Below are 20,146 nucleotides of genomic sequence, written 5' to 3' on the forward strand. Positions count from 1 at the left end.
CCGAACCGTGGCGCTGGCCTTCAGGCCGGCCCGGTGGCGTAGCGGCTGGCGGCGATCGCCTCGGCCTCGTTCCGCGCATCCTGGAGCACGAAGTCGAAGCGCACACGGGTGAACGGGCCTGTCACGCCAAGCGAGGCGTACTCGGTCGAGTGCTCCACCTTCTCGAGCGACACGACCAGGCCATCGCGCGTGGCGAAGGCGAAATCGTCGTCGAGGAAGGTATCGCCGGGGATGTTGACTTGGGTGGTCAGCGCACGCTTGCCGCCGCCCGCCACCAGGAAGTGGATATGGGCCGGGCGATTGCCATGACGGCCCAGCAGCGCGAACAGTTCCGACACCGGGCTGTTGGGCGGAATCGCGTAGCCCGGCGGCAGGAAGCTGCGGAAGCGGTAGTTGCCTTCGGCATCGGTCTCGATGCGGCGGCGCAGGTTGTAGGCGGGCTGCGCCGGGTCGAAGTGCGAGTAGCGGCCCAGTTCGTTGCAATGCCAGACGTCGACGCTCGCGTGCGGCACCGGCTTGCCTTCCAGGTCCAGCACGCGGCCTTCCATCACCAGGACTTCGCCCTTGCCCTCGTTGCCTTCATCCAGGCGCACTTCGCGCTGGGCCACCGGCGCGCCGGGGACGTAGAGCGGGCCTTCAATGGCGCGCGGCGTGCCCTGGGCGCGCGCGGCGGCCTGGTCGGCTTCATCTTCGAGGATATCGAGCAGGCGGTCGAAGCCAAGGCCGGCGGTGATCAGGCCGACCATATCGGCCTGGCCCAGGCGCGTCAGCCATTGCATGGCCGACCAGAATTCTGTCGGCGTCACCTGGAACGACTCGATCGTGCGGAACAGGTCGGCGACGATACGCGCGGTGATGGCGCGCACGCGCTCATCGCCTGCGCCGACCTGGCTGCTGTTGACCAGCGCCAGGAGTTCGGAAGGGGTGTATTCAGCCATGATGAGTGCTCTCCTTAAATGTGGGAATTTGCGCGACGTTGCGGAATATCGATGCTCTCGGCGTCGGCCGTGGCCTTGCCCGGTTCGGCCGCGACCGACGCCGAGCGCGCGTGCCGGATCATCAGCACGGCCAGCGCCGCCGCCATCCCGGGCACCGCGATGGCCATGAAGTTCTGCTCGAGCCGCAGCCCCATGCCGACCAGCACCCCGATCACGATCGGTGCCAGGATGGCGCCGCCACGGCCCATGCCCAGGGTCCAGCCGATACCTGCGGCGCGGATGCCGATGGGATAAAACTGTCCGGCATAGGCGCAGCCGACGATCTGCGTGCCGATGGTGGATGCGCCCGCAAGGCCAACCATCAGGTACAGCCAGCCGGTCGGCATGGGGTGGCCCAGCAGGGTGATCGACACCGCGGCCATCAGGTACATGCCGATCAGCACGTATTTGATATGGAGCTTGTCCGCCAGCCAGCCGCCGCCGATGGCCCCGACCATGCCGCCGAGGTTGAGCACCAGCACGAAGGTCAGCGCTGAGCCCAGGCTGTAGCCGGCGCTGGCCATCAGCTTGGCCAGCCAGGAGCTGAGCGCGTAGACCATGAACAGGCACATGAAGCACGACAGCCAGAACATCAGCGTGCTCGGGCCCCGGCCTTGCTGGAATAGCTGGCGGAACGGCGCGCTGGCGGATACGTCGGCACCGGCGATGACAAAGCGATCGTCGGCGCCAGGCCGGTAGGCCGGATCGATGCTGCGCGCCAGGCGCTTGAGCTCATCCGTGCGGCCGCGCCGGATCAGGAACGGCACGGATTCCGGCATCGACTTCAGGACCAGCGGGATCAGCAGCAACGGCAGGCCCGCGGCGATAAACACGGATTGCCAGCCATAGCTTTCGATCAGGCCCTTGCCCAGCACCGCCGCGAGCATGCCGCCAACCGAGTAGCCGCTGAACATCAGCGTCACCATCGTGCTGCGCACGCGCTGCGGCGCGTATTCGGTCATCTGCGCGATGACGTTCGGCATCACGCCGCCGATGCCGATCCCGGCCAGGAAGCGCGCCGCGCCGAACAGTACAGGGTCCTTGCATAACCCCGCGGCGGCGGTAAAGACGCTGAACAGCGCGATGCAGATTGCGATGGCCCAGCGGCGGCCGATCTTGTCGGCAATGGTGCCCAGCAGGATGTTGCCGAACATCATGCCGAACAGAGCGGTGCTGACCAGGAAGCCAGCCTGGGTCGGCCCGACCCCCATCTCCTTGATGATCGATGGCAGCGCAATGCCGGCCACGGCCAGGTCATAGCCGTCGAAGATGATGATCAGCGCGCACCAGATCAGCACGCGGTAGTGAAAAGCATTGAGCCTGGCCTCGCCGGCCATTCTCTGTATGTCGATTTGTCGCATGGTCTCCTCCGTTTCCTTATGTTCTGACTGCTTGCTCGTGTCTGCTTGCAGGCCTTGGCTGCGGGGGCGGCAGCCGTCAAAGCCTGGCCAGCGATACGGCGGGGTCGGCCAGGTCTTGCTGCCTGACCGGCTTGCGTTGCTCGATCAGGCGGCGCGCGAAGCGCAGGTCGCGCGCCGCGTTGCCGCCGAGCGCGGCCGTCACGCAGTGGCCATCGAGGTAGAAAAAGACAAAACTGCCGCTGGCCGGATCGCCGCGCACCACCACCTGGTGGGATGGCTGCGGCACGCCGTAGATCTGCAGGTTGGTGTCGTGCTGGTCGGACCAGAACCAGGGCAGCGGGTCGTAGTGCACCGCGTGCCCGAGCGCGGCCTTTGCCGCGGCAATGCCCTGCTCCTGCGCGTTCTGCCACGACTCGAGCCGCATGCTGCGCCCGGCCCAGCCGTTGCGTGCAACGGCCACGTCGCCGGCTGCGAAGATGTCGGGATCGGACGTGCGGCACTGCGCGTCGACCAGCACGCCGCCTTCGCAAGCCAGCCCTGCCGCACGCGCCAGCTCGTCGTTCGGTACCAGGCCGATGCCGACTACCGCTGCGTCGCAGTCGATCTCGCGGCCATTGGCCAGCGCCACGCGGAGTCCGCCGGACGCGATCGCCGAAATGCCTGCCACGCCGGTATCGAGCAGCACCTCGGTACCGCGCGCGGCATGCAGCGCCAGCAGGTGCTCGGACAGTGCCGCCGGTACGCTGCGCTCGCACAGCCTGCGCATGGCCTCGATTACCGTGACCTCGGCGCCGCGCTTGCGCGCGGTGGCAGCCACTTCCAGGCCGATCCAGCCGCCGCCCACCACCGCCACGCGCGCACCGGGCCGCAGTGCCGGACCCAGGCGCAGCGCATCGTCGATGGTGCGCAAGGTGTGCACGCCGGGCAGGTCGGCCCCCGGCACGTCCAGCATGCGCGCGCGCCCGCCGGTGCAGAGGATCAGCTTGTCGTAGGCGATGGTGCTGCCATCGGCAAGCTGGATCTGCCTGGCCGCGCGGCCGAGCCGCGCCACGCGCGCATTCGCCAGCCATTCGATCGACAGGGACGCGAGCGTCGCGGCATCGAGCAGATGCACGCTTTCAGGCATGGCCTCGCCGGCCAGCACGGCCTTGGAGAGCGGCGGGCGTTCATACGGCGGGTGCCCTTCGTCGCCGATCAGAACCACCCTGCCGCCGAAGCCTTCGCTGCGCAGCGTGCGTGCGGCCCAGCCGCCGGCCTGGCCGGCGCCGACAATGACAATCGTCCTCGGATCCGTGCTCATGACTGCTCCCCGCCTTCAGGACACCACGACCGGTTGCGGCAGCACCTGGATCCGCACACGGCCGTCCGCCACCTGCACCGGATAGGTCTGGACCGGCGTCACGCACGGCGCCTTGCGCGGCGCACCGGTGCGAAGGTCGAACAGGCCCTGGTGCAGCGGGCACTCGACGCAGCCGTCCTCGACAAAGCCTTCGGACAGCGGCACGCGCTCATGCGTGCACAGGTCATGCAGCGCGAACAGCTCCTCGCCCACGCGGAAGACCGCGATCGATACCCCGGCCGCCTCGACGGCGCGCGGTTCGTCTTCGATGAATTCGTCGGCCGCGCCGACGTCATGCCATGTACTCATTGCATGCACTCCTAGATCGGCGTGGCCAGAAGGGTCTGGACCCGCGAGGTGTCGTAGACGACCCGCTTTTCCTTGTAGCGCCAGGCGCCGTCCTGCCTGACGACCGTGTCGCGGTACACGCCGGCCTGGTACACCAAGGAGTCGCCCGCGGCGCCGGTATTGACCACGATATAGCTCGACACCGTGCGCACTTCCTCGTCAGTCGCCGCCTCGATCACCAGCCCGCCCAGCGCGTGGCGATAGCCGTGCGCTTCATAGATGTTGGCGTGGCGCAGCGCGACGATGCGGTCGCGCATCATCTTCTGGTTGCGGCAGTGGATGATCGGCGCGGGCAAGCCACGGTCGGCGTTCTCGCGCGAGATGATGGTGTAGGTGCCGTCCTCGGTGAAGAAGGCCGGCCAGCTTTCCAGCAGGTTGTTGTCGATGGCATGGACGTAGCGGTGTTGCAGGGCGCTCAGTTCCATCCAGAGCTGCAGGTCATTCTTCATCTCAGTACCCCATCGCGTGCTGATATCCGGCCCAGAAGCGGCGAATCAGGTTTTCGGTGATATTGCTGTTGGTCTGCTCCGGCGCATCCAGGCCCATGCCCATGTAGGACGTCTTGTCGCCGTCGCGCACGGTGCCGCGCTGCACCAGCTCGGTGGCCTCGGTGTCTTCCATCGAGATATAGCCGGCCGGCCCCACCAGGTTGGCCTGCAGCAGGCGCAGCTCGCGCAGCTCCGGGGTGTCGTCCTCGTAGCCGAAGAAGTGGAACACCAGCTCGAAGTTGTTCGGCCCCTTCGGCAGCAACTGGCGCGCCACCAGCGTGTTGTGGATCTGCTGGATGACCAGTTGCGGGAAGATGGGCTGGATGTGGTTGGTGCAGTCCTCCTCGAACTCGGAGATCTGTCCCAGGACGTATGGATCCTCCAGCGCAAAACCGTCCTGCATCGAACGGATCTTCTGGTCCGTATAGGCCACCGCGGTGTTGGTGTCCTGCTTCGGCTTGGTCACCGTGATCAGGCTGTGCAGGCCGTGCGTGGCGTCCGGGATGGAGCGCGCGCTCATGCCGACGCGGAAGATGTTGAAGGTGGTATGGAACAGGTGCAGCAGGCTCGCGTGATAGGGATCCTTCACGTTCTCGAAGTAGAGCTTCCAGTTCGACTTCGAGTACTGGCGGGTGCAGCCCAGATAGACGACCGGCTTGTGGAAGACGCGGTCCACCCAGGGGCGCATCTCGGGGCCGATGTAGTCGGCCAGCGGCGGCGCCTGGTCGCTGAAGGTGGCAAACAGCAGGCCCTTGTATTCCTGCACACGCAGCTTCTGCAGCCCGTGCTGCGACGGATCGAAGGCCTTGGCCATCCCGGTCAGGGTGATGGTGCCCTGCTTTTGCCCGCGCCGGAACGGCACGCCCTGCAGGTCGCCCTCGCAGGAGTAATTCCACTGGTGGTACACGCAGGTGTGCGACTCGGCGTTGCCATGCTTCTCGCGGCACACCACCGCGCCGCGATGCGCGCAGCGGTTGACCCAGCACGCAAAGCCGTTCGCCGTGCGCGTTACCACCACCGGCGTATCGCCAACGAAGGTGCTCTTGAAATCGTTGAGGTTGGGAATCTCGCAGGCCAGGGCCACAAAGCTCCAGTACGGCCCGCGATAGATGCGCTCCTGCTCCCGGTCATAGACCTCTTGCGAGCTGAACACGCTGTAGGGGACGCATGAGCCGTCGGGCTGGGGAAAAATCACTTTCCGGTCGCCGGTGCTGCCGGCCATCCGTGGGAAGTCTGACATCGCTGTCTCCGCGAAATCGTTGCGCATTGGGGATGGACGGAGTGTAGGAATCCGTTACCCCATGGCACTATCCGGAATCGGTGGACTTTCACGGCGTTCCGATCCGCTTCCGGCGAAATCGCGCGGCCTATCCAGAAATGGCAGCCGAGCCATTGCCCGGCTATCCGATATCGGAAGGAACCGCATGCGCGCCTGCCGCGTGTGCTATCCATGCGGTCGTTGCTATGGCAATATGAAACGCACCAAAGGGGCAGCCGACCCCTGCAGATTGGATCGGGGCTACACGGCGGTATCAGCGCGGTGCGCGAATGACGGAAGCCTCAGCAAGGCCCGACCAGGGAGACAAATATGCCCCTTTCACCACGGACTTCCGTACTTGCCCCGCTCTATAGCAATCCGCTGTTCCGGTCGGATGTGCGAGTGGAGGCGCACGACCATGTCGCCCGCGAACTTACCGACCATGTGCTGCGATGGAAATCCGGCGCTCCCGATGCCGCCATGTTCAAGGGCGAACTGGGCCGAGTGAAGATCTACTCGCTGCGCTACGGCCCCGAAGTCGAAGTCTCGGCGCGGCCGTTCGAAAATTTCTCACTGGTCCATACCTCGCTCGGCGCTGGCGCGGAGATTGAATGCGATGGCCAACGGCTCTGGGTCGCCGAAGGCCGCACCGCCGTGCTCTCTCCTAAGCAACGCATACGCCTGCGGTGGAGCCCAGGCAATCAGCAGCTGATCGTCAGGGTACCCAATAGCCTCCTTCTCGAGGCTGACGGCGCTGCGACGGGTGGGCCCCCACTCGCATCCGGATTCCTCCTTCCACGCGCGCTGGAAGCGCAGTGGGAACTGATCGCCCATTCGCTGCTGAACTTGCTCGCCTGCCCGGATTCCACCGTTCATGCCGATTGGGCGAGCCATCTGGAGCGAAGCCTCGCCCTGTTCCTGCTCTTGCACCGACCCGACAGCACTACGCCACTGCCACTGCCGATGCAGGCTGCACTGGACATCGCGTCCCTGCCGGAACGTGCCGCCCGGGGCACGAGGCAGATCGATGCGGTCATCGCATACATTGAGTCGCACCTGAGCGCGCCGGTCTCGCTTGAGGACCTGGCCCGCGCCGCCTGCGTCAGCGGCCGCTCGCTGAATGCGCTTTGCCGCCGCCATTTCGGCATCCCGCCAATGGAACTGCTGCGGAATGCACGCCTTGACGCGGTGCGCGCGCGACTGCTGCTCGATCCGTCCGCCAGCGTCACTGAAACAGCGCTGGCGTTCGGCTTCGGACACCTGGGCCGCTTCGCTGCCTATTACTCTGCCCGCTTCAACGAGTTGCCGAGCGACACGCAAAAAAAGCGGATCTAGGGAACCTCTGATCAATGAGGTCGCCGAGCAGCGATGCCGGGACGCGCGGTGCGGTGTTCTTGAGGCCCTTGTCGCCGAGAACCGCATCGACCTGAATAATGACCTTCGCTTCGTCACCCCCCCTTTCCCAGTACATGAAACAGTTCATCTTCCTGCGCACAATGCAATCGCAGGATGGCGTCCAGGCCATACAGCAAACGCTGCAATTCCTGCGTCGTGCGCCAATCCGGGCCCTCTGACGGCAGCTGGGCAATGGTTCTGTCCAGGACGGTCGCGATGCGGAAGATTTCGCGATGCATCCCGCTCATGGCCGCCATGGGATCGTCCCCGCCGAGCAAGCGGGCCACGTCCGGATAAAGATGCATATCCTCGCTGCGCTCGTGCGGCACTAGGACCTCGGTTAGCGAGCGGTTCAACGCCTCCAGTTCAGCCTGTGCCGCATGCCCTTGCATCTTGGGCAGCATGTCCGCCACGGCGCGTATCCGGCTCATGATGGGCTCCAGCGCAGCATGCTCGGCTTTGAGGCGGGCCACGTCCCCTTCATCCAGGTGGCCCTCCCGCGCCCGGGGATCCGCCCGCAAAGCCCGCAACGCATTGGCAATTGCGAGGACGTCGATTCCTTCCTGCAGGATCGCGCCCGCCAGCGGAGGCAGGAAGCCCAATGCGGCCGCGAACATTGCTGCGACCGACAGCATCATCCCTATCTCCACGCTGAGCATCGCGATGCGGCGGGTGCGGCGCGCTATGCGCACGGCATCGACGAGGCGATCGAGCCGGTCTACAAGCAGGACCACATCCGCCGCCTCCGAGGAGGCAGCCGCGCCGCGTGCCCCCATTGCAACGCCGATATCCGCCGCAGCCAGCGCAGGCGCGTCATTGACGCCATCCCCCACCATGATCACTGTGCCTTTCCGGCGCGCGGAATGTATCGTTGCCAGCTTGTCGCTGGGAGACTGCTCCGAATGGATTTCGGCGACACCGAGCATCGTACCGACCGCCTCCGCGATATCCGCACGATCTCCCGTGAGCATCGCCTGGCGCGTGACGCCCTCCTCGCGAAGCAGGCGAAGGGTGCGTGGAGTTTCCAGGCGAATGCTGTCGGCGAGTTCAATCACGCCTGCAAGTTGACCGTCGATGCTAACGAACACGGTCGATATCCCTCCGATCCGGACACGCCGCAGGACGTCCTGCGCCCACTCTGTCACGTCACCGTTCTCCACGGCATACGTAAGCGAGCCGAGCCTGACGACTTGCCCGCCGACCACCCCCTGCACGCCTGCACCAGCGCTTTCCCGGACCTCCGAAGGCGCAAGCAGGTCCATGCCGCGCTCGCGTGCAGTCATCGCCACGGCATCGGAAATGACATGATTCGATGCCTGGGCTAGGGAAGCGGCAAGCGCAAGCACCGCCTCCGGCAAATACCCATGCGTGCATTCGATGCCAAGTAGTCTCGCAACGCCTCCCGTGAGCGTGCCGGTCTTGTCGAAGAACAGCGTATCGGCCTTGGCGAGCCCTTCCAGCGCGCCACCGCCCTTGACGAGCACGCCGCGCTTTGCGCAGCGCGACATTCCCGAAACAATTGCCACGGGCACGGCGAGGATGAGTGGACATGGTGTCGCAACTACGAGGATCGCAAGAATTCGCATCGGCTCACCGCTCCAGAGCCAGCTTGCACCGGCAAGCAGCAGGGTGAATCCCATGAACTGCAAGGCATATTTGTCGGCAAGTCGCGCCGAGGGGCTTCGCTCCGCCTGCGCAGCGGCGACCATGCGCACGATGCCGGCAAACGTGCTTTCCGCCTCTGTGGCGCCCGCCACCATTTCCAGTGCGGAGCCCGCATTCAGCGCGCCGCTCTGGATCGACTCGCCTGCGACACGCTGCCGGATGGCTGACTCGCCAGTCAGCGCCGACTCATCCAGTTCCGCTGGCATCATCAGAGCGCCGTCAACGGGCACCACCTCGGCGTGCCGGACCATCAGCCGATCGCCAGGACGGACGTCGGCAAGATCGACCTGCTGCCATTGGCCAGCCTGCAGCCGGTTGGCACGCCTGGGAGCATGACTCAGCAGAGCAGTCATTTCCCGCCGGGCGCGGGATTGAGCGTAGCCCTCAAGTGCACGTCCGCTAGCCAACATCAGCGATACCACAGCAGCCACGAGAAATTCACCGAAGAACAGCGCCACTACCATCGATAGCAGCGCCAGCGCATCGATGCCGGATTGCCGTCGGATCGCGGCGCTTGCACTGGATACCGCCAATGCAATCGCATTAGGCAATGTTCCGGCCATCCAAAGCCATTGGGCCAGCGTCTCGTCTTGCACCTGGCGCGCAACGAGGCCTCCTGCCAGTGTCACGGCAGAGACCGCAAGGAGAACGCTGTTGAGCCGGGCATCGGGCAGACGCATTCCAGTCTCCTACAACATGCGACGCAGAACGCCATCCCTGGTGACGAACTCATGCCACAGGGCAGCAGCCGCATGCAGCCCGACAAAGATGTACACGAGCGTTGCGCCGGATTCGTGGATGTCCCTGGCCAGGTGAGCGAATCCGTCCTGCTTGCCGAGGAATAGCGGCAACCTCATGCCAAATGCGTCAATGGGCTCTCCCCCCCAAGCCAGGGCCAACACGCCCAAGACCGGCATGGCGAACATTAGCAAATAGAGCATGCCGTGCGTCAGCCCCGCGATGCGCCGGAGCAGCTTCGATCCCGGAACCGGCTCCGGGACAGGCGTCGCGATGCGGGCCAGCAGCCGCAGCAACATCAATGCGAAGACGCAGAGGCCGGCCGATTGGTGAATCGAGAATAAGGTGGTCCGCGCAAGACTGCCCTTCGGGAAGAAGTCATGAACCTCAATTGCCACCACGGCGATCAATGCGGCGAGGAACACCAGCCAGTGGAGGGTTCTCATCGCGAGGTTGTACCTGGGTTCTGCGTTCATCGTGGCAACTCCGCCCGATCAACATGTGTCATGTTCTGGAGCGTCAGCGTTTCCTGGTATCGCATGGTCTGGTTCCGGGTTGTAGAGTCATACATTCGTAATCTGGCTCAGTCGTCAAGATCCCACATCCGGTGAAGGTCAAGACGGAGTCGGCTGTCGGCTTCCAGTGCATCGACCCGCGCAAGCCGTTCGGCAAGTAAGGCCTCGGCAAGGCTGCGGCGTACCGCGAGCAGTTCGGCCAGGCCAGACTCGCCTGCGCGATAAGCACGCGTCGCCCGATCCGACGCGGTGCGTTGCAGGCTCGCTGCCTCGGCCTGAGCCTGCGCCGATGAGCGCCTGCCAAGCAGATTCCGATACTGCACGTCGAATTCCGTGCCGAGCCTGCGCTCGGCCGCCATGCGGCTGCGCGCGGCGGCCTCGGCGTCCGCAGCCGCTGCCGTGGCGGCCGCCTGGCGATGCTCCCCGCCCAGCGGCATGGCCACGCTGACGCCAAGTATGCGCTCTGCTCCGCCCCGCTCGATCGTTACGAACATGCCGACCGTCGGATCCGGTTTGCGCTCCAGATCCGCCCGGGCCGCATGCCGCAGCGCCTGCGCTTCCTGCGCCATCGCCAGCCGGTACTCATGGCTGCCCCGGACGTAGTCCATACGCAGCGCCTCGGGCGGCTCAAGGGGCACCGGGGGCACCGGGGGCAGCGCTGTATCCGACAGAGAGCCGGGCTCCCCCAGCCCGGGAAACCGCCCATGCAATTCGGCCAGTGCAGCCTGCTCGGCCGCCGCAGCAGTCGCGAGCACGGCCCGCGTGCGCGCGTGATCCGACGCCGCCAGTTCCCCGTCGAGCCGCGCGGCGTCGCCCACCTGGATGCGGCGGGCCGTCATGGCGACCAGCTCACCGGCCGCCCGGGCGTTATCTTGCGCGGCCAGGCGAGCCTGTCCCGCACGCATCACGGCGAACCACTGAGTCAGGATCTGGCGCGACGACTCGTGCCGGGCGTCCATCACGGCAAGGTCGCCGGCTTCGGCGGTCGCGTCGGCCAGACGCGCATCGGCGTCGGCCTTGCCCCAAAGCCGCAATGGCCGTTCCACCGCGATCTGCCCTTCAGGGAAGCGCTGGGATGGCTCGCGGACGCTGCGGCCCTGGCCGACCGCCCGCACCACGGTTTCAGCCGTGCCCGCACGGATCCCGACTGCGCGCGCGCGCGTGGCATCCCGCCGTGCCTCGGCGGCCATCACATCGGGCGAACGGGCAATTGCTTCACTCACGGCCGCTTCGTCGGGCAGATAACCGTGCGAGCCGGCTTGCGCAGCAGCGCTCCAGGCCGCAATCACGCCGACCGCTGCCGCGAGGGTGATATACAGGTTGCGCCTCATTGCAGGGCTCCCTTTCGAATGGCCGGCTGCTGTCCCGGCACGCCGAAACGCTCGAACAACAGTGGCAAAAGGAGCAGCGTCAGCGCCGTCGACGAGACGAGGCCACCCGAGACAACGATAGCCAGTGGCCGCTGAATCTCGGATCCGGGCCCGCTTGCCAGCAACAGCGGTATCATTCCCAGCGCCGTGATGCAGGCGGTCATCAGAACGGGGCGCAAGCGGTCCCGGACACCCGTCCGAACCGTCTGTGCAATATCGAGTCCGGACTCCAGCAGCGTGTTGAAGTGCGACACCAGCACGACCCCGTTCAGCACCGCAATACCGAGCAGCGCGATGAAGCCGACCGAGGCGGGAACCGACAGGTATTCCCCCGACAGCCGCAATGCCGCGATGCCGCCCACCAATGCAAACGGGATGTTGGCGAGCACCAGCACGGCCTGACGCACGGACCGGAATGTCAGCATCAGCAGGAAGAAGATCGCCGCCAACGCCATCGGCACGACCAGAGCCAGGCGTGCTGCGGCTCGACGCTGGTTCTCGAATTGCCCCCCCCAGACGATACGCAGGCCTTTGGGTAACGTCTTGAGATTGGCGACTGCCGACTGTGCCTCCTGAACGAAACCGGCCAGGTCGCGGCCTTCCACGTTTGCCTGGATCACCGCAAACCTTGCACCGTTTTCATGATTGATCCGCACCGGACCGTCCACGCGCTCGAGGCTCGCCAATGACGTCAGTGGCCAGGTCCGGCCGTCCGGCGCCGTGACCAGCAGGCTGGCGAATGCCTCGGGCGCCTGGCGCAATGCTGCTCCGCCACGCAGGATCAGCGGCGTGCGGATGATCCCTTCCGGCACCACGCCGACGCGGTCGCCCTCCACCAGTGCACGCAATTGCGCCTGCAGGCCGTCTCCGGTAAAGCCAGCCTGGCCGGCGGCGGCACGGTCAAGGGACACTTTCAGGTATTGCACGCCCTTGTTGTTGGGTGCAATCACGTCAGTCGCCCCTTTGATGCCGCGCACGGTCGTCGCGATGACCTGCGCTGCTGAGTCGATGGCCGCGAGGTCACTACCAAAGAGCTTGATGGCAACGTCGCCGCGCGTGCCGGTCAGCATTTCCGAGACACGCATCTCAATGGGTTGCGTGAATCCGTAGATCACACCGGGAAAGCGTTCCATCACGCGCCGAATCGCCTCGGCAATATCGTCCTTGCTGCCGCGCCACTGATCCTTGGGCTTAAGCACCAGGAAGGTGTCGGTCTCGTTCAGGCCCATCGGATCCAGGCCCAGGTCGTCGGAGCCGGATCGCGCCACGATCGATTGGATTTCCGGGACATCCTTCAACAAGGCCTGCTGCACGCGCTGGTCCAGGTCGAGCGACGCCGCAAGCGACACGGACGGCGCCTTCTGAAGCTGCACGATCAGATCCCCCTCGTCCATGGTTGGCATGAATGTCTTTCCCACCGACAGGTACAGTACGGCGGCACCGGCCAGCGCCATGCCCGCGGCCCCGAAGACGGTGCGGCGGTGCGTCGTGCTCCAGTCCTGCATCCTGGCAAAGCCGGCCGACACCTTGCGCATGAGCCAGGGAGGCTCGTCGGCGTGAGAAAGCAACAGCCAGGATGCCAGCGCCGGGACGACCGTGAATGCAATCACCACCGAGGACGCCAGCGCCAGCACGATGGTGAGTGCCACCGGCGCGAACAGCTTGCCCTCGAGCCCCTCCAGCGACAACAGCGGCAGGAAGACGATGGCGATGATGGACACGCCGGCCAGCATCGGCGGGGCAACGGCCGCCACCGCGTGCCGAATCGCCGCGCCGCGCAGCGCCTCATCGGTCTTGTGCGCTTCGGCGCGCGCCAGGGCTGTCTCGATGTTCTCCACGACCACCACGGCGGCATCCACCAGCATGCCAAGCGCGATGGCCAGGCCACCAAGGCTCATCAGGTTCGCGGTGAGTCCCGCGTAGCGCATCAACAGGAAGGTGGCGAGCATCGACAGTGGCAACGTTGTCGCCACGACCAGCGCCGCGCGCACGCCACCGAGAAACAGGTACAGGGTAACGACCACCAGCACGCCGGCCTCGGCCAGCGCGCGGACCACGGTGTTCGCCGCGCGTGTCACCAGTTCCCCGCGGTTGTAGAAGATCCTCGTCGACATGCCCTTCGGCAGGCCAGGCGCCAGCTCGTCCAGGCGCGCCTGCACCGCATGCACGAGTTTCCGCGCATCGGTACCGCGCAGGCCAAGCACGAGCCCCTCCACCGCCTCGCCCTGCCCGTCCTTGCTGACCGCGCCGTTGCGTGTGGCCTCGCCAAGGCGCACGGTGGCCACATCGCCTACTGTTACGGCTGGCGTACTGGAAAGGCCCTGTGCCGCCTCCAAGACGATGGCGCGCAAGTCATCGAGCCCTCGTATGCCACCTTCGACGCGTACCACCCAGTGCTCGTCGCCCCGGTCGAGGCGGCCAGCGCCATCGTTGCGGTTGTTCTTGTCCAAAGCCTGACGCAACTGCTCAAGTGTCACGCCACGCGCACGCAGGCGGGACGGATCGGGAATGACCTCGTAGCTTCGCACCTCGCCACCGAGCGCGTTGACATCTGCTACGCCCGGCACGGTACGCAGGGCCGGGCGGATAACCCAATCGAGTACGCGGCGCCGTTCCGCCAGTGAGTAGCCGTCGCCCTCGATGGTGAACATGAACATTTCACCCAGCGGGGTGGTAATCGGCGCCAGGCCGCCCTCGGTGGTCGCAGGCAGATCCCGTGCGAGGCCGGCGAGCCGCTCCGAGACCTGTTGGCGCGCCCAGTAGACGTCCACGCCGTCCTCGAAATCCATCGTCACGTCGCTGATGCCATATTTGGACACCGAGCGCACGATCGTCTTGTGCGGGATACCAAGCATTTCCTGTTCGACCGGCGTCGAAACCCGCTGCTCGACCTCCTCCGGCGTCATGCCAGGCACCTTCAGCACGACCTTGACCTGAGTCGGTGAGATATCGGGAAAGGCGTCGATCGGCACGTTCAGATACGCCCACGCACCCGCGGCGGCCAGCGCGCAGGCCGCAATCAGGACCAGCACGCGCTGGCGGAGGGAAAACTCTATCAGCCGGGCAAGCATCACTGGTCTCCCGCCAACAGGCCCTTCAGCGCGCCGATCCCCGCGACTGCCACGCGCGCCCCTGCCGGCAGGTTTGCGCGGACCACGGCATTGGCTTCGTCCGCGCCCTCCAGCGTAACGGGCTGGAACCGGAAGCCCTTGTCGGTGGCGACGAACACCCCCGGCGCACCCTGCCAGTACACTACTGCGGCCGCCGGCACGCGCACGCGTCCCGGGGTGCCCTTCGCTTCCCGGCTTCGCAGCTTCAGCGTGACGTTGACGCTCTCGCCCGCGCGCAGGTCGCCACGGCGGTCCAGTGAAGCGCGCACACGCATCCCGGCCGTGCCATCGCCGGCCGGCGCGACGCCGACCACCGTGCCGGCCGCGTTGCGCTGCGCGACCTCCACCCGCTCACCGGGGGACGGCATCGGTATATCCCGGCCAAGCAGCAGATCCAGTTCCAGCGCATCGGGATCGATGATTCGGAACAGCGGAGAAGCGCCTTCCACGCGCGCGCCCGGAACCGCGTTGACCTCGGACACGATGCCTTGATGGCTCGCCACGAGCTTGGCCTCCTCGCCGGCCCCGGCGAAGACAACGCCAGCTGCCGCCATTTCCGCACGGCGCGCCCTGGCCATGGCGGCAGCCTCGGTCGCCCGGGCCTGCGTTGCCTGCCAGCGGCTCGCAGCGATGATGCCGTCCTCATACAACGACTGGTCGCGCACCAGCGCCTGCTGCGCCAGGCGGGCCTGCGAATTCGCTTCTGCCAGGGCGCGCCTTGCGTCGAAGAGTTGCGGACTCAGGAAGCTGGCCAGCGGCTGGCCCGGCCGGACAGTCTGCCCAATCGCTACCAGCACTCGCGGCACGATGCCCGGGTAGGGCGCCGCCACGACGTACTGACCATCAGGCTTGAATACGACCCTGGCATGCGTGCCCACGTCCAGGGTTTCGACTGCGGAGAGCGCACTGGTGCGCACCCCAAGGGCACGCGCGTGCTCGGCGGATAATTGCACCTGTGCCGACACCTGCGCGGCAGCGACGTGCGAGAACGATAAGCAGGCCAGTGCGATCCACGCACGGACCCTGTAGAGGTGTCTGAACGACATACCTGACTCCAACATACAGGATAGAGCCCACCCTCCATCGACCGAAGCGCGAGCACGAACTCCGGCAATACGCCGGATAACGGGAATCAGGAGAACCGAGGAGGTGCCTGGGCCGGGGGGGGCTGACTGAAGCAGCAACGCCAGCGGGGAGCGGGAGCGGGATGGAAAGGCGACCGTCGCGTGGAAGCGCTTGCAAGTGCCGCCAGCAATAGGAACGTCAGGATCGACAAAGCGGGAAGTACCCCTGGCTGGACCAGCCCGGCCAGCACGATCCCGGATTCGACATCCACTTCGAACGAATCCGCGCTCGCCACGGACAAATCGGCATGAGCATGATTCTCAAGCGCGTCTGCTGCGGTTGTGCCCCCGAAAGACGCCGCCCCACGGAAATAGGAATCAGTTTCGGCAGTTAGTCCAGCGTGCATGTGCAGGCCAGTCTGTTTCGGAGTTCCGAAATGGCCGTGCAGGAGAGGGGTAAGCAGTTGCGTCAGTACGAACAGTACCAACACCGCGCCCCGGAGTAAGGCACTCGGGATTGCACGTGACATGTGCTCATTGTAATTCAACATGTAAGGCCGCGCCCGTTTGCTTTTCCGACGGTACCCCAGAAACGGCAACCTCCTTCATGCCGGGAAGCATCTGGCGATCTCGCAAATACAACGCGCGAGGCTATCTGCACCCGGCTCCAACGGATCGCTCCGCCCGCTCAAATTTTACTGTCATGGTTGCCGCCGCTGCCGGATAGGGAGCAGTACGACACGCGTAGATCTCTGGCTCTGCGCCAGATCAAACTGAAGGTTGGACCGCGGCCTAGAGTTGTAAACGAGCAGCCCGTGGCGGGTTTTAACTTATAGGGTGGTTATTAGAAGACCTTATGTAGACGCGCGCCGGCGAGCAAGCGTCGGGGGGCTCGAATCAGCAGGTAGCTGGGCGCGAAGGAACAGGGGGCAATAGATGTTGGCGACCATAATCTCGTTGGCCTTTGCCGTCTCTGTCTTTGTCACAGCGGTTTCGCTCGATTCGTCTGAGCACAGTGCAGACAAGGTGCCGCATCTGACTGCTGCGCAACGCTACGCCCTTTACGAGAAGTGCCAGGAGAAATTGGATCCAGATGCTTTTGCGGGCTTCGCGTATGGCCTGGTGACTAACGAGTTAGATGCTGCGGTCGAGCCATTCATCGTGGATTACAAGAACGGGCGAGATTGCGACCCCTTCTTGGCACTCGAAAATAAAAAGATCAAGCAGCCATAACGACACGAAGAACCGGATTCATCGCCCAGAACGTCGGGCCGGGACGCCATCACGGCTAATGCGATAGAAAAGCAACTGAACGTCGAGATGATCGAGATCAGTGCGCTAATGCGCTGACGATTGTGTTGAGGATAAGCCTTCGCCCAGATGTTTTCGGTCCGGAGGGATTGCAGTTTAGATTGACACCTCATCGGCCGTGGTGTCGCGGTGGGGCGCTATTGGTCATGTCCTCCCATCGCATGAGCTCCATGGTCCGACAGCTGAGCGTCGAACCAGTCGTGCAGTGCGGACACGACTTTCTTGTCCGCAGAGTGATAGCTTAGTTCCGCACCCGCAGGGACATCCTTATACTGAATGTCGACCTGCCCGGGCTTCGCGGCCTTGAGAATAGCCAGGCCCGGCATGCTGGCCCCATGGATATGCGTAGGGCCGGAAAAATCGCCATTCGCGAACTGCCGCCGGATGGTACGCAGATGCTCGCGTACCAGCATGACCTGCTGCGTATCGGCGGGATTGTTGACGATGACGCGTTGGATACCTCCGCCTTCCGTTTTGGTGAAGCTGTGGGTCGTCCCCGCCAGGTTGAACGGCATAACGTCAGCGCCACGCCTTTCCACTTCCGCCTGACGCTGGTTATCTGCGCCATATACGGCGCCCGCAACGGCAAAAACGGTTAGAGCGGTCATAGCCGGAACATGCTTGAGGTACTTCATCAAAATTCTCCTGCTTTGAGCAATGCGAGCGTTGTCCCGATCCACGGAAAGGTGCTCGGCATGCGCATGCGTTTCGAGAATCCATTCGACGCGCACACCGTGCTCACGTACGAATGCATTTTCCGTCGACGTCCGACCTGACTTGGGGCCATAGTCCAGCACTGAGTCGATGATGACGCATTCGAAGCACCCCGCCTGATAGACCGCCTAGCAGGTGGCCGGCTCGAAGAACCGATTGAATGGCCGGTTGCATGCATCCCATCCTCGGATACAAGCAGCTGCGTTCGTGAACGCACAACATGCCACTTGGTCAAGGTGGAACGCTGTCAGCGCAGGACGCCGTTGATGTCGCGGCCTACTTTACAAAATAGCCGAGGCCCGATTATGCCGCCAAGGCCAAAGACTGGCCAAAGGGTGACAGGCCGAAGGACGCACGCTAGTCCCAAAACCGTCGCGATCATTTCGCAAGGGATTGCGCCGCATCAGGACCAAACCTTCAGATAGAAGCCATAGTACAAGAGGACACCAAGGGTAGTGTTGAATCCAACCGCACCCACGGTCCGTTCGCACAACTTCTTTATTACCAAGGAGCCGCCATGCAGACAAATGTTGGAACCGTTGACCGAGTCCTCCGGGTTGTGATTGGACTGGTCTTGATTGGCCTGGCCGCGACCGGACGCATTGGTGCCTGGGGCTGGATTGGCATTCTCCCACTTCTGACAGGTATCGTCCGTATCTGCCCTGCCTACAGCATTTTCGGTGTAAAGACATGCGCGACATCGAAGTCTAACGCGAAGTAGCTCAATTCAACCGGCCTAGCAACCTCAGGGCTGCGCACGTCGAATGGTGTCACGCGCGCAGCTCAATTCCTGCACAAAGGAGCTTTCGAGCGTGGCATGCCCGAATTCAAGACCATTGTCAAAGATGTGTCGGCGCAAATGCACTGCCCGCGCGAGGCGGGGCGTTGCCGCATACGTCGACACCGCATGCAAGGAAGGCGCATGGTGCACACGGTTGGCGATGGCCTGTTCTGTCGACGGTCGAAAAATTGACCGGAGGGTATCCAATCTGCCCCAAGGCGTTTAGCGTTCGATTCGTTTAGCGTTCATTGGGCAGCCCGGCGCCTGTCTTGATTCCGAGTCAGTAGCTCACCGCGATATCGCCGGAGGTTGCACTTGGACCGGCCGGGCTATCAGGGCGTCGCTGCCGGCCGGCATGGCCGGGAAGCGCAACAGAAGATCGACGGCCGCACTGTTCGCTGTCACCGCAATGCTCCGGCTGAAGATAGAGCCGCCGTACCGGATTACCGCCCGATAGGCGCCTTGCGGCAAGTTCAGATACAAGTAGGGTCCCTCGCTCAGCACGAGCAGCACGATCTCGCGCCGCGCATTGAACAGCGTGACCGTGACATCTGACAAGGCACTGTTGTCATTGCTGTCGACAAAGTGCATGCGGACATTGAACTGCCGGGCCATGCCCCGGATGGTGGCAGCTTCATCAAGGCCGACGCCGCCCGAGATGTAGGAAATACCGTTCAATTGCCTGAGCTTCAGTGTGCCTGCCTGCGAAGGGACCGCTGCATCATTGGCAGCAGCCAGCGCCGCGGTGGACAGGATCAGGAAGCAGATTGCCATGAAAGCCCGCATCGGACACTCCTCGCTTTACGTCATCGCATAAGCCGGCGCAGTGGCGCGGATAGTCGACCGCCTGTGCCATGCATTGCAGCCTAGTCCGCCTGGGTTCTCGCCTCTTGTCGTGGATCAACGCCACCGGTGTCCTGTCATTGAACGCTGGCGCGTAGAGGCCGGACACGGTGCGCGCGAAGCCGCAATGTCGCAGTTCCGGCGCACCACTGTCAGATATCGCTGACAAGCGGTCACTATCGTCCGACAAGCGGCGTTGTCCGAGCCGTACAAGAAGAACCGCTTCAGCCGTACAGCACTCTCGTCCGAGGCTGATATCGGGTAAGCGCCGCGCCAACCATACTCAAGGCATCCACACAGGCAAGCCGCTGCCTCGGATGTCCCGCCACAGTGAAACCCACGCCAGTGGCCTGCCGGGAGAACCAGGAACACAAAAAGGGGCGTGCGATGAACAACGACGCGCAATACATCGAATCCGCAGCCGCTCCGGCGGCACTGGTGGGAACGCTTGTGCCTGGCGCGCATCTCGTGACGCGGCGCCAAGGCTACATTCATCACGGCATCTATGCCGGCAACGGCGAGGTCATACACTATGTCGGATTCAAGGGACTCCTGCGCTGCGGCCCGGTCGAAAAGACCAGCTTGTCGGACTTCGCCAACGGCTATGGCCTCAGCGTCGAAACGAACACGGCGGCGCAATATATCGGCGTGGAGATTGTCCGGCGAGCGACGTCACGGCTCGGTGAAAACGACTACCACCTCCTTACCAACAACTGCGAACACTTTTGCACATGGTGTGTGTCTGGTCAGGGCCGCAGCCAACAAGTGGAGGCACTAATGACCAGGCCATGGCGTGCGGTCCAGGCGCTCATCGGCATCCTGTTCGGAACGCCCGTCCGCGCGGCAGCATAGCTGGCGCCAGCAGACCG

The 20,146-nt window shown here is 64.4% G+C and carries 17 protein-coding genes and 1 pseudogene; 4 read left to right on the forward strand and 14 right to left on the reverse strand.

Annotation, left to right across the window (positions count from 1 at the left end; all coding sequences use genetic code 11):
* Nucleotides 1–20: 20 nt before the first annotated feature.
* The 6 genes from AC3FKG_RS03915 to andAc form a co-directional block, all read right to left on the reverse strand.
* On the reverse strand, nucleotides 21–938 hold the full coding sequence (locus tag AC3FKG_RS03915; protein ID WP_488742465.1) for a dioxygenase family protein: 918 nt from the start codon (nucleotides 936–938) through the stop codon (nucleotides 21–23).
* Between the two features lie 14 nt (nucleotides 939–952).
* Complete coding sequence (locus tag AC3FKG_RS03920; RefSeq protein WP_488742466.1) at nucleotides 953–2,338, reverse strand: MFS transporter; 1,386 nt, start codon at nucleotides 2,336–2,338, stop codon at nucleotides 953–955.
* 76 nt (nucleotides 2,339–2,414) lie between these two features.
* Nucleotides 2,415–3,638: an NAD(P)/FAD-dependent oxidoreductase gene (locus tag AC3FKG_RS03925; protein ID WP_488742467.1), complete on the reverse strand. Its 1,224-nt coding sequence runs from the start codon at nucleotides 3,636–3,638 to the stop codon at nucleotides 2,415–2,417.
* Nucleotides 3,639–3,653: 15 nt separating this feature from the next.
* A complete protein-coding gene (gene andAb / locus AC3FKG_RS03930; protein WP_483713102.1) occupies nucleotides 3,654–3,986 on the reverse strand; it encodes an anthranilate 1,2-dioxygenase ferredoxin subunit AndAb in 333 nt (110 codons plus the stop codon).
* Between the two features lie 11 nt (nucleotides 3,987–3,997).
* Nucleotides 3,998–4,474: an anthranilate 1,2-dioxygenase small subunit AndAd gene (gene andAd / locus AC3FKG_RS03935; protein ID WP_483713101.1), complete on the reverse strand. Its 477-nt coding sequence runs from the start codon at nucleotides 4,472–4,474 to the stop codon at nucleotides 3,998–4,000.
* A gap of 1 nt (nucleotide 4,475) precedes the next feature.
* A complete protein-coding gene (andAc, locus tag AC3FKG_RS03940) occupies nucleotides 4,476–5,753 on the reverse strand; it encodes an anthranilate 1,2-dioxygenase large subunit AndAc (RefSeq protein ID WP_483713100.1) in 1,278 nt (425 codons plus the stop codon).
* Nucleotides 5,754–6,101: 348 nt separating this feature from the next.
* Between andAc and AC3FKG_RS03945 the strand changes: the two genes are divergently transcribed.
* The gene (locus tag AC3FKG_RS03945) at nucleotides 6,102–7,106 is read left to right on the forward strand and encodes an AraC family transcriptional regulator (RefSeq protein ID WP_483713099.1); all 1,005 of its coding nucleotides are present in this window, start codon (nucleotides 6,102–6,104) and stop codon (nucleotides 7,104–7,106) included.
* 113 nt (nucleotides 7,107–7,219) lie between these two features.
* Here AC3FKG_RS03945 and AC3FKG_RS03950 read toward each other — a convergent pair whose 3' ends face one another.
* The 5 genes from AC3FKG_RS03950 to AC3FKG_RS03970 form a co-directional block, all read right to left on the reverse strand.
* Nucleotides 7,220–9,511, reverse strand: coding sequence for a heavy metal translocating P-type ATPase (locus tag AC3FKG_RS03950; protein WP_483713097.1), 2,292 nt, complete (start codon nucleotides 9,509–9,511; stop codon nucleotides 7,220–7,222).
* A 9-nt stretch (nucleotides 9,512–9,520) separates the two neighbouring features.
* Nucleotides 9,521–10,045, reverse strand: a complete 525-nt coding sequence (locus AC3FKG_RS03955) for a cytochrome b (protein ID WP_483713096.1) — start codon at nucleotides 10,043–10,045, stop codon at nucleotides 9,521–9,523.
* A gap of 107 nt (nucleotides 10,046–10,152) precedes the next feature.
* Entirely contained in the window at nucleotides 10,153–11,415 is a 1,263-nt protein-coding gene (locus tag AC3FKG_RS03960; RefSeq protein WP_488742468.1) for a TolC family protein, read from the reverse strand.
* On the reverse strand, nucleotides 11,412–14,525 hold the full coding sequence (locus tag AC3FKG_RS03965; protein ID WP_488742469.1) for an efflux RND transporter permease subunit: 3,114 nt from the start codon (nucleotides 14,523–14,525) through the stop codon (nucleotides 11,412–11,414). The genes AC3FKG_RS03960 and AC3FKG_RS03965 overlap by 4 nt, the downstream gene beginning before the upstream one ends.
* Nucleotides 14,525–15,610 (reverse strand): efflux RND transporter periplasmic adaptor subunit, encoded by a 1,086-nt coding sequence (locus AC3FKG_RS03970; protein ID WP_488742470.1) that lies wholly within the window; start codon nucleotides 15,608–15,610, stop codon nucleotides 14,525–14,527. Before AC3FKG_RS03970 ends, AC3FKG_RS03965 begins: the two co-directional genes overlap by 1 nt.
* A gap of 954 nt (nucleotides 15,611–16,564) precedes the next feature.
* On the opposite strand from AC3FKG_RS03970, the gene AC3FKG_RS03975 reads away from it, so the two are divergent.
* Nucleotides 16,565–16,861, forward strand: a complete 297-nt coding sequence (locus AC3FKG_RS03975) for a hypothetical protein (protein WP_488742471.1) — start codon at nucleotides 16,565–16,567, stop codon at nucleotides 16,859–16,861.
* A 215-nt stretch (nucleotides 16,862–17,076) separates the two neighbouring features.
* Here the strand turns inward: AC3FKG_RS03975 and AC3FKG_RS03980 are convergent, their stop codons facing one another.
* Entirely contained in the window at nucleotides 17,077–17,574 is a 498-nt protein-coding gene (locus AC3FKG_RS03980; protein ID WP_488742472.1) for an aspartate carbamoyltransferase, read from the reverse strand.
* A gap of 45 nt (nucleotides 17,575–17,619) precedes the next feature.
* Nucleotides 17,620–17,778 (reverse strand): annotated as a pseudogene (locus AC3FKG_RS03985) (MBL fold metallo-hydrolase); the annotation flags it as partial.
* A gap of 392 nt (nucleotides 17,779–18,170) precedes the next feature.
* Between AC3FKG_RS03985 and AC3FKG_RS03990 the strand changes: the two are divergent.
* A complete protein-coding gene (locus tag AC3FKG_RS03990; protein ID WP_483713087.1) occupies nucleotides 18,171–18,374 on the forward strand; it encodes a YgaP family membrane protein in 204 nt (67 codons plus the stop codon).
* 348 nt (nucleotides 18,375–18,722) lie between these two features.
* Here AC3FKG_RS03990 and AC3FKG_RS03995 read toward each other — a convergent pair whose 3' ends face one another.
* Nucleotides 18,723–19,220 carry a carboxypeptidase regulatory-like domain-containing protein gene (locus AC3FKG_RS03995; RefSeq protein WP_483713086.1) on the reverse strand — a complete coding sequence of 166 codons (498 nt, stop codon included), beginning with the start codon at nucleotides 19,218–19,220 and terminating at the stop codon, nucleotides 18,723–18,725.
* Nucleotides 19,221–19,664: 444 nt separating this feature from the next.
* Here AC3FKG_RS03995 and AC3FKG_RS04000 point away from each other — a divergent pair, with 444 nt between their 5' ends.
* Nucleotides 19,665–20,129 (forward strand): lecithin retinol acyltransferase family protein, encoded by a 465-nt coding sequence (locus AC3FKG_RS04000; RefSeq protein WP_483713085.1) that lies wholly within the window; start codon nucleotides 19,665–19,667, stop codon nucleotides 20,127–20,129.
* Nucleotides 20,130–20,146 lie beyond the last annotated feature (17 nt).

The sequence above is a fragment of the Cupriavidus sp. 22TCCZM04-2 genome, assembly GCF_057798895.1.

What these genes read in the sequence shown, in the direction of transcription:
- AC3FKG_RS03925 (WP_488742467.1), bottom strand. Translation starts at nt 3,638, where the DNA reads ATGAGCACGGATCCGAGGACGATTGTCATTGTCGGCGCCGGCCAGGCC.
- AC3FKG_RS03980 (WP_488742472.1), bottom strand. Translation starts at nt 17,574, where the DNA reads ATGAAGTACCTCAAGCATGTTCCGGCTATGACCGCTCTAACCGTTTTT.
- AC3FKG_RS03975 (WP_488742471.1), top strand. Translation starts at nt 16,565, where the DNA reads ATGTTGGCGACCATAATCTCGTTGGCCTTTGCCGTCTCTGTCTTTGTC.
- AC3FKG_RS03995 (WP_483713086.1), bottom strand. Translation starts at nt 19,220, where the DNA reads ATGCGGGCTTTCATGGCAATCTGCTTCCTGATCCTGTCCACCGCGGCG.
- AC3FKG_RS03945 (WP_483713099.1), top strand. Translation starts at nt 6,102, where the DNA reads ATGCCCCTTTCACCACGGACTTCCGTACTTGCCCCGCTCTATAGCAAT.
- AC3FKG_RS03965 (WP_488742469.1), bottom strand. Translation starts at nt 14,525, where the DNA reads ATGCTTGCCCGGCTGATAGAGTTTTCCCTCCGCCAGCGCGTGCTGGTC.
- AC3FKG_RS03970 (WP_488742470.1), bottom strand. Translation starts at nt 15,610, where the DNA reads ATGTCGTTCAGACACCTCTACAGGGTCCGTGCGTGGATCGCACTGGCC.
- andAb (WP_483713102.1), bottom strand. Translation starts at nt 3,986, where the DNA reads ATGAGTACATGGCATGACGTCGGCGCGGCCGACGAATTCATCGAAGAC.
- AC3FKG_RS03950 (WP_483713097.1), bottom strand. Translation starts at nt 9,511, where the DNA reads ATGCGTCTGCCCGATGCCCGGCTCAACAGCGTTCTCCTTGCGGTCTCT.
- AC3FKG_RS03915 (WP_488742465.1), bottom strand. Translation starts at nt 938, where the DNA reads ATGGCTGAATACACCCCTTCCGAACTCCTGGCGCTGGTCAACAGCAGC.
- andAc (WP_483713100.1), bottom strand. Translation starts at nt 5,753, where the DNA reads ATGTCAGACTTCCCACGGATGGCCGGCAGCACCGGCGACCGGAAAGTG.
- AC3FKG_RS03920 (WP_488742466.1), bottom strand. Translation starts at nt 2,338, where the DNA reads ATGCGACAAATCGACATACAGAGAATGGCCGGCGAGGCCAGGCTCAAT.
- andAd (WP_483713101.1), bottom strand. Translation starts at nt 4,474, where the DNA reads ATGAAGAATGACCTGCAGCTCTGGATGGAACTGAGCGCCCTGCAACAC.
- AC3FKG_RS04000 (WP_483713085.1), top strand. Translation starts at nt 19,665, where the DNA reads ATGAACAACGACGCGCAATACATCGAATCCGCAGCCGCTCCGGCGGCA.
- AC3FKG_RS03960 (WP_488742468.1), bottom strand. Translation starts at nt 11,415, where the DNA reads ATGAGGCGCAACCTGTATATCACCCTCGCGGCAGCGGTCGGCGTGATT.
- AC3FKG_RS03955 (WP_483713096.1), bottom strand. Translation starts at nt 10,045, where the DNA reads ATGAACGCAGAACCCAGGTACAACCTCGCGATGAGAACCCTCCACTGG.
- AC3FKG_RS03990 (WP_483713087.1), top strand. Translation starts at nt 18,171, where the DNA reads ATGCAGACAAATGTTGGAACCGTTGACCGAGTCCTCCGGGTTGTGATT.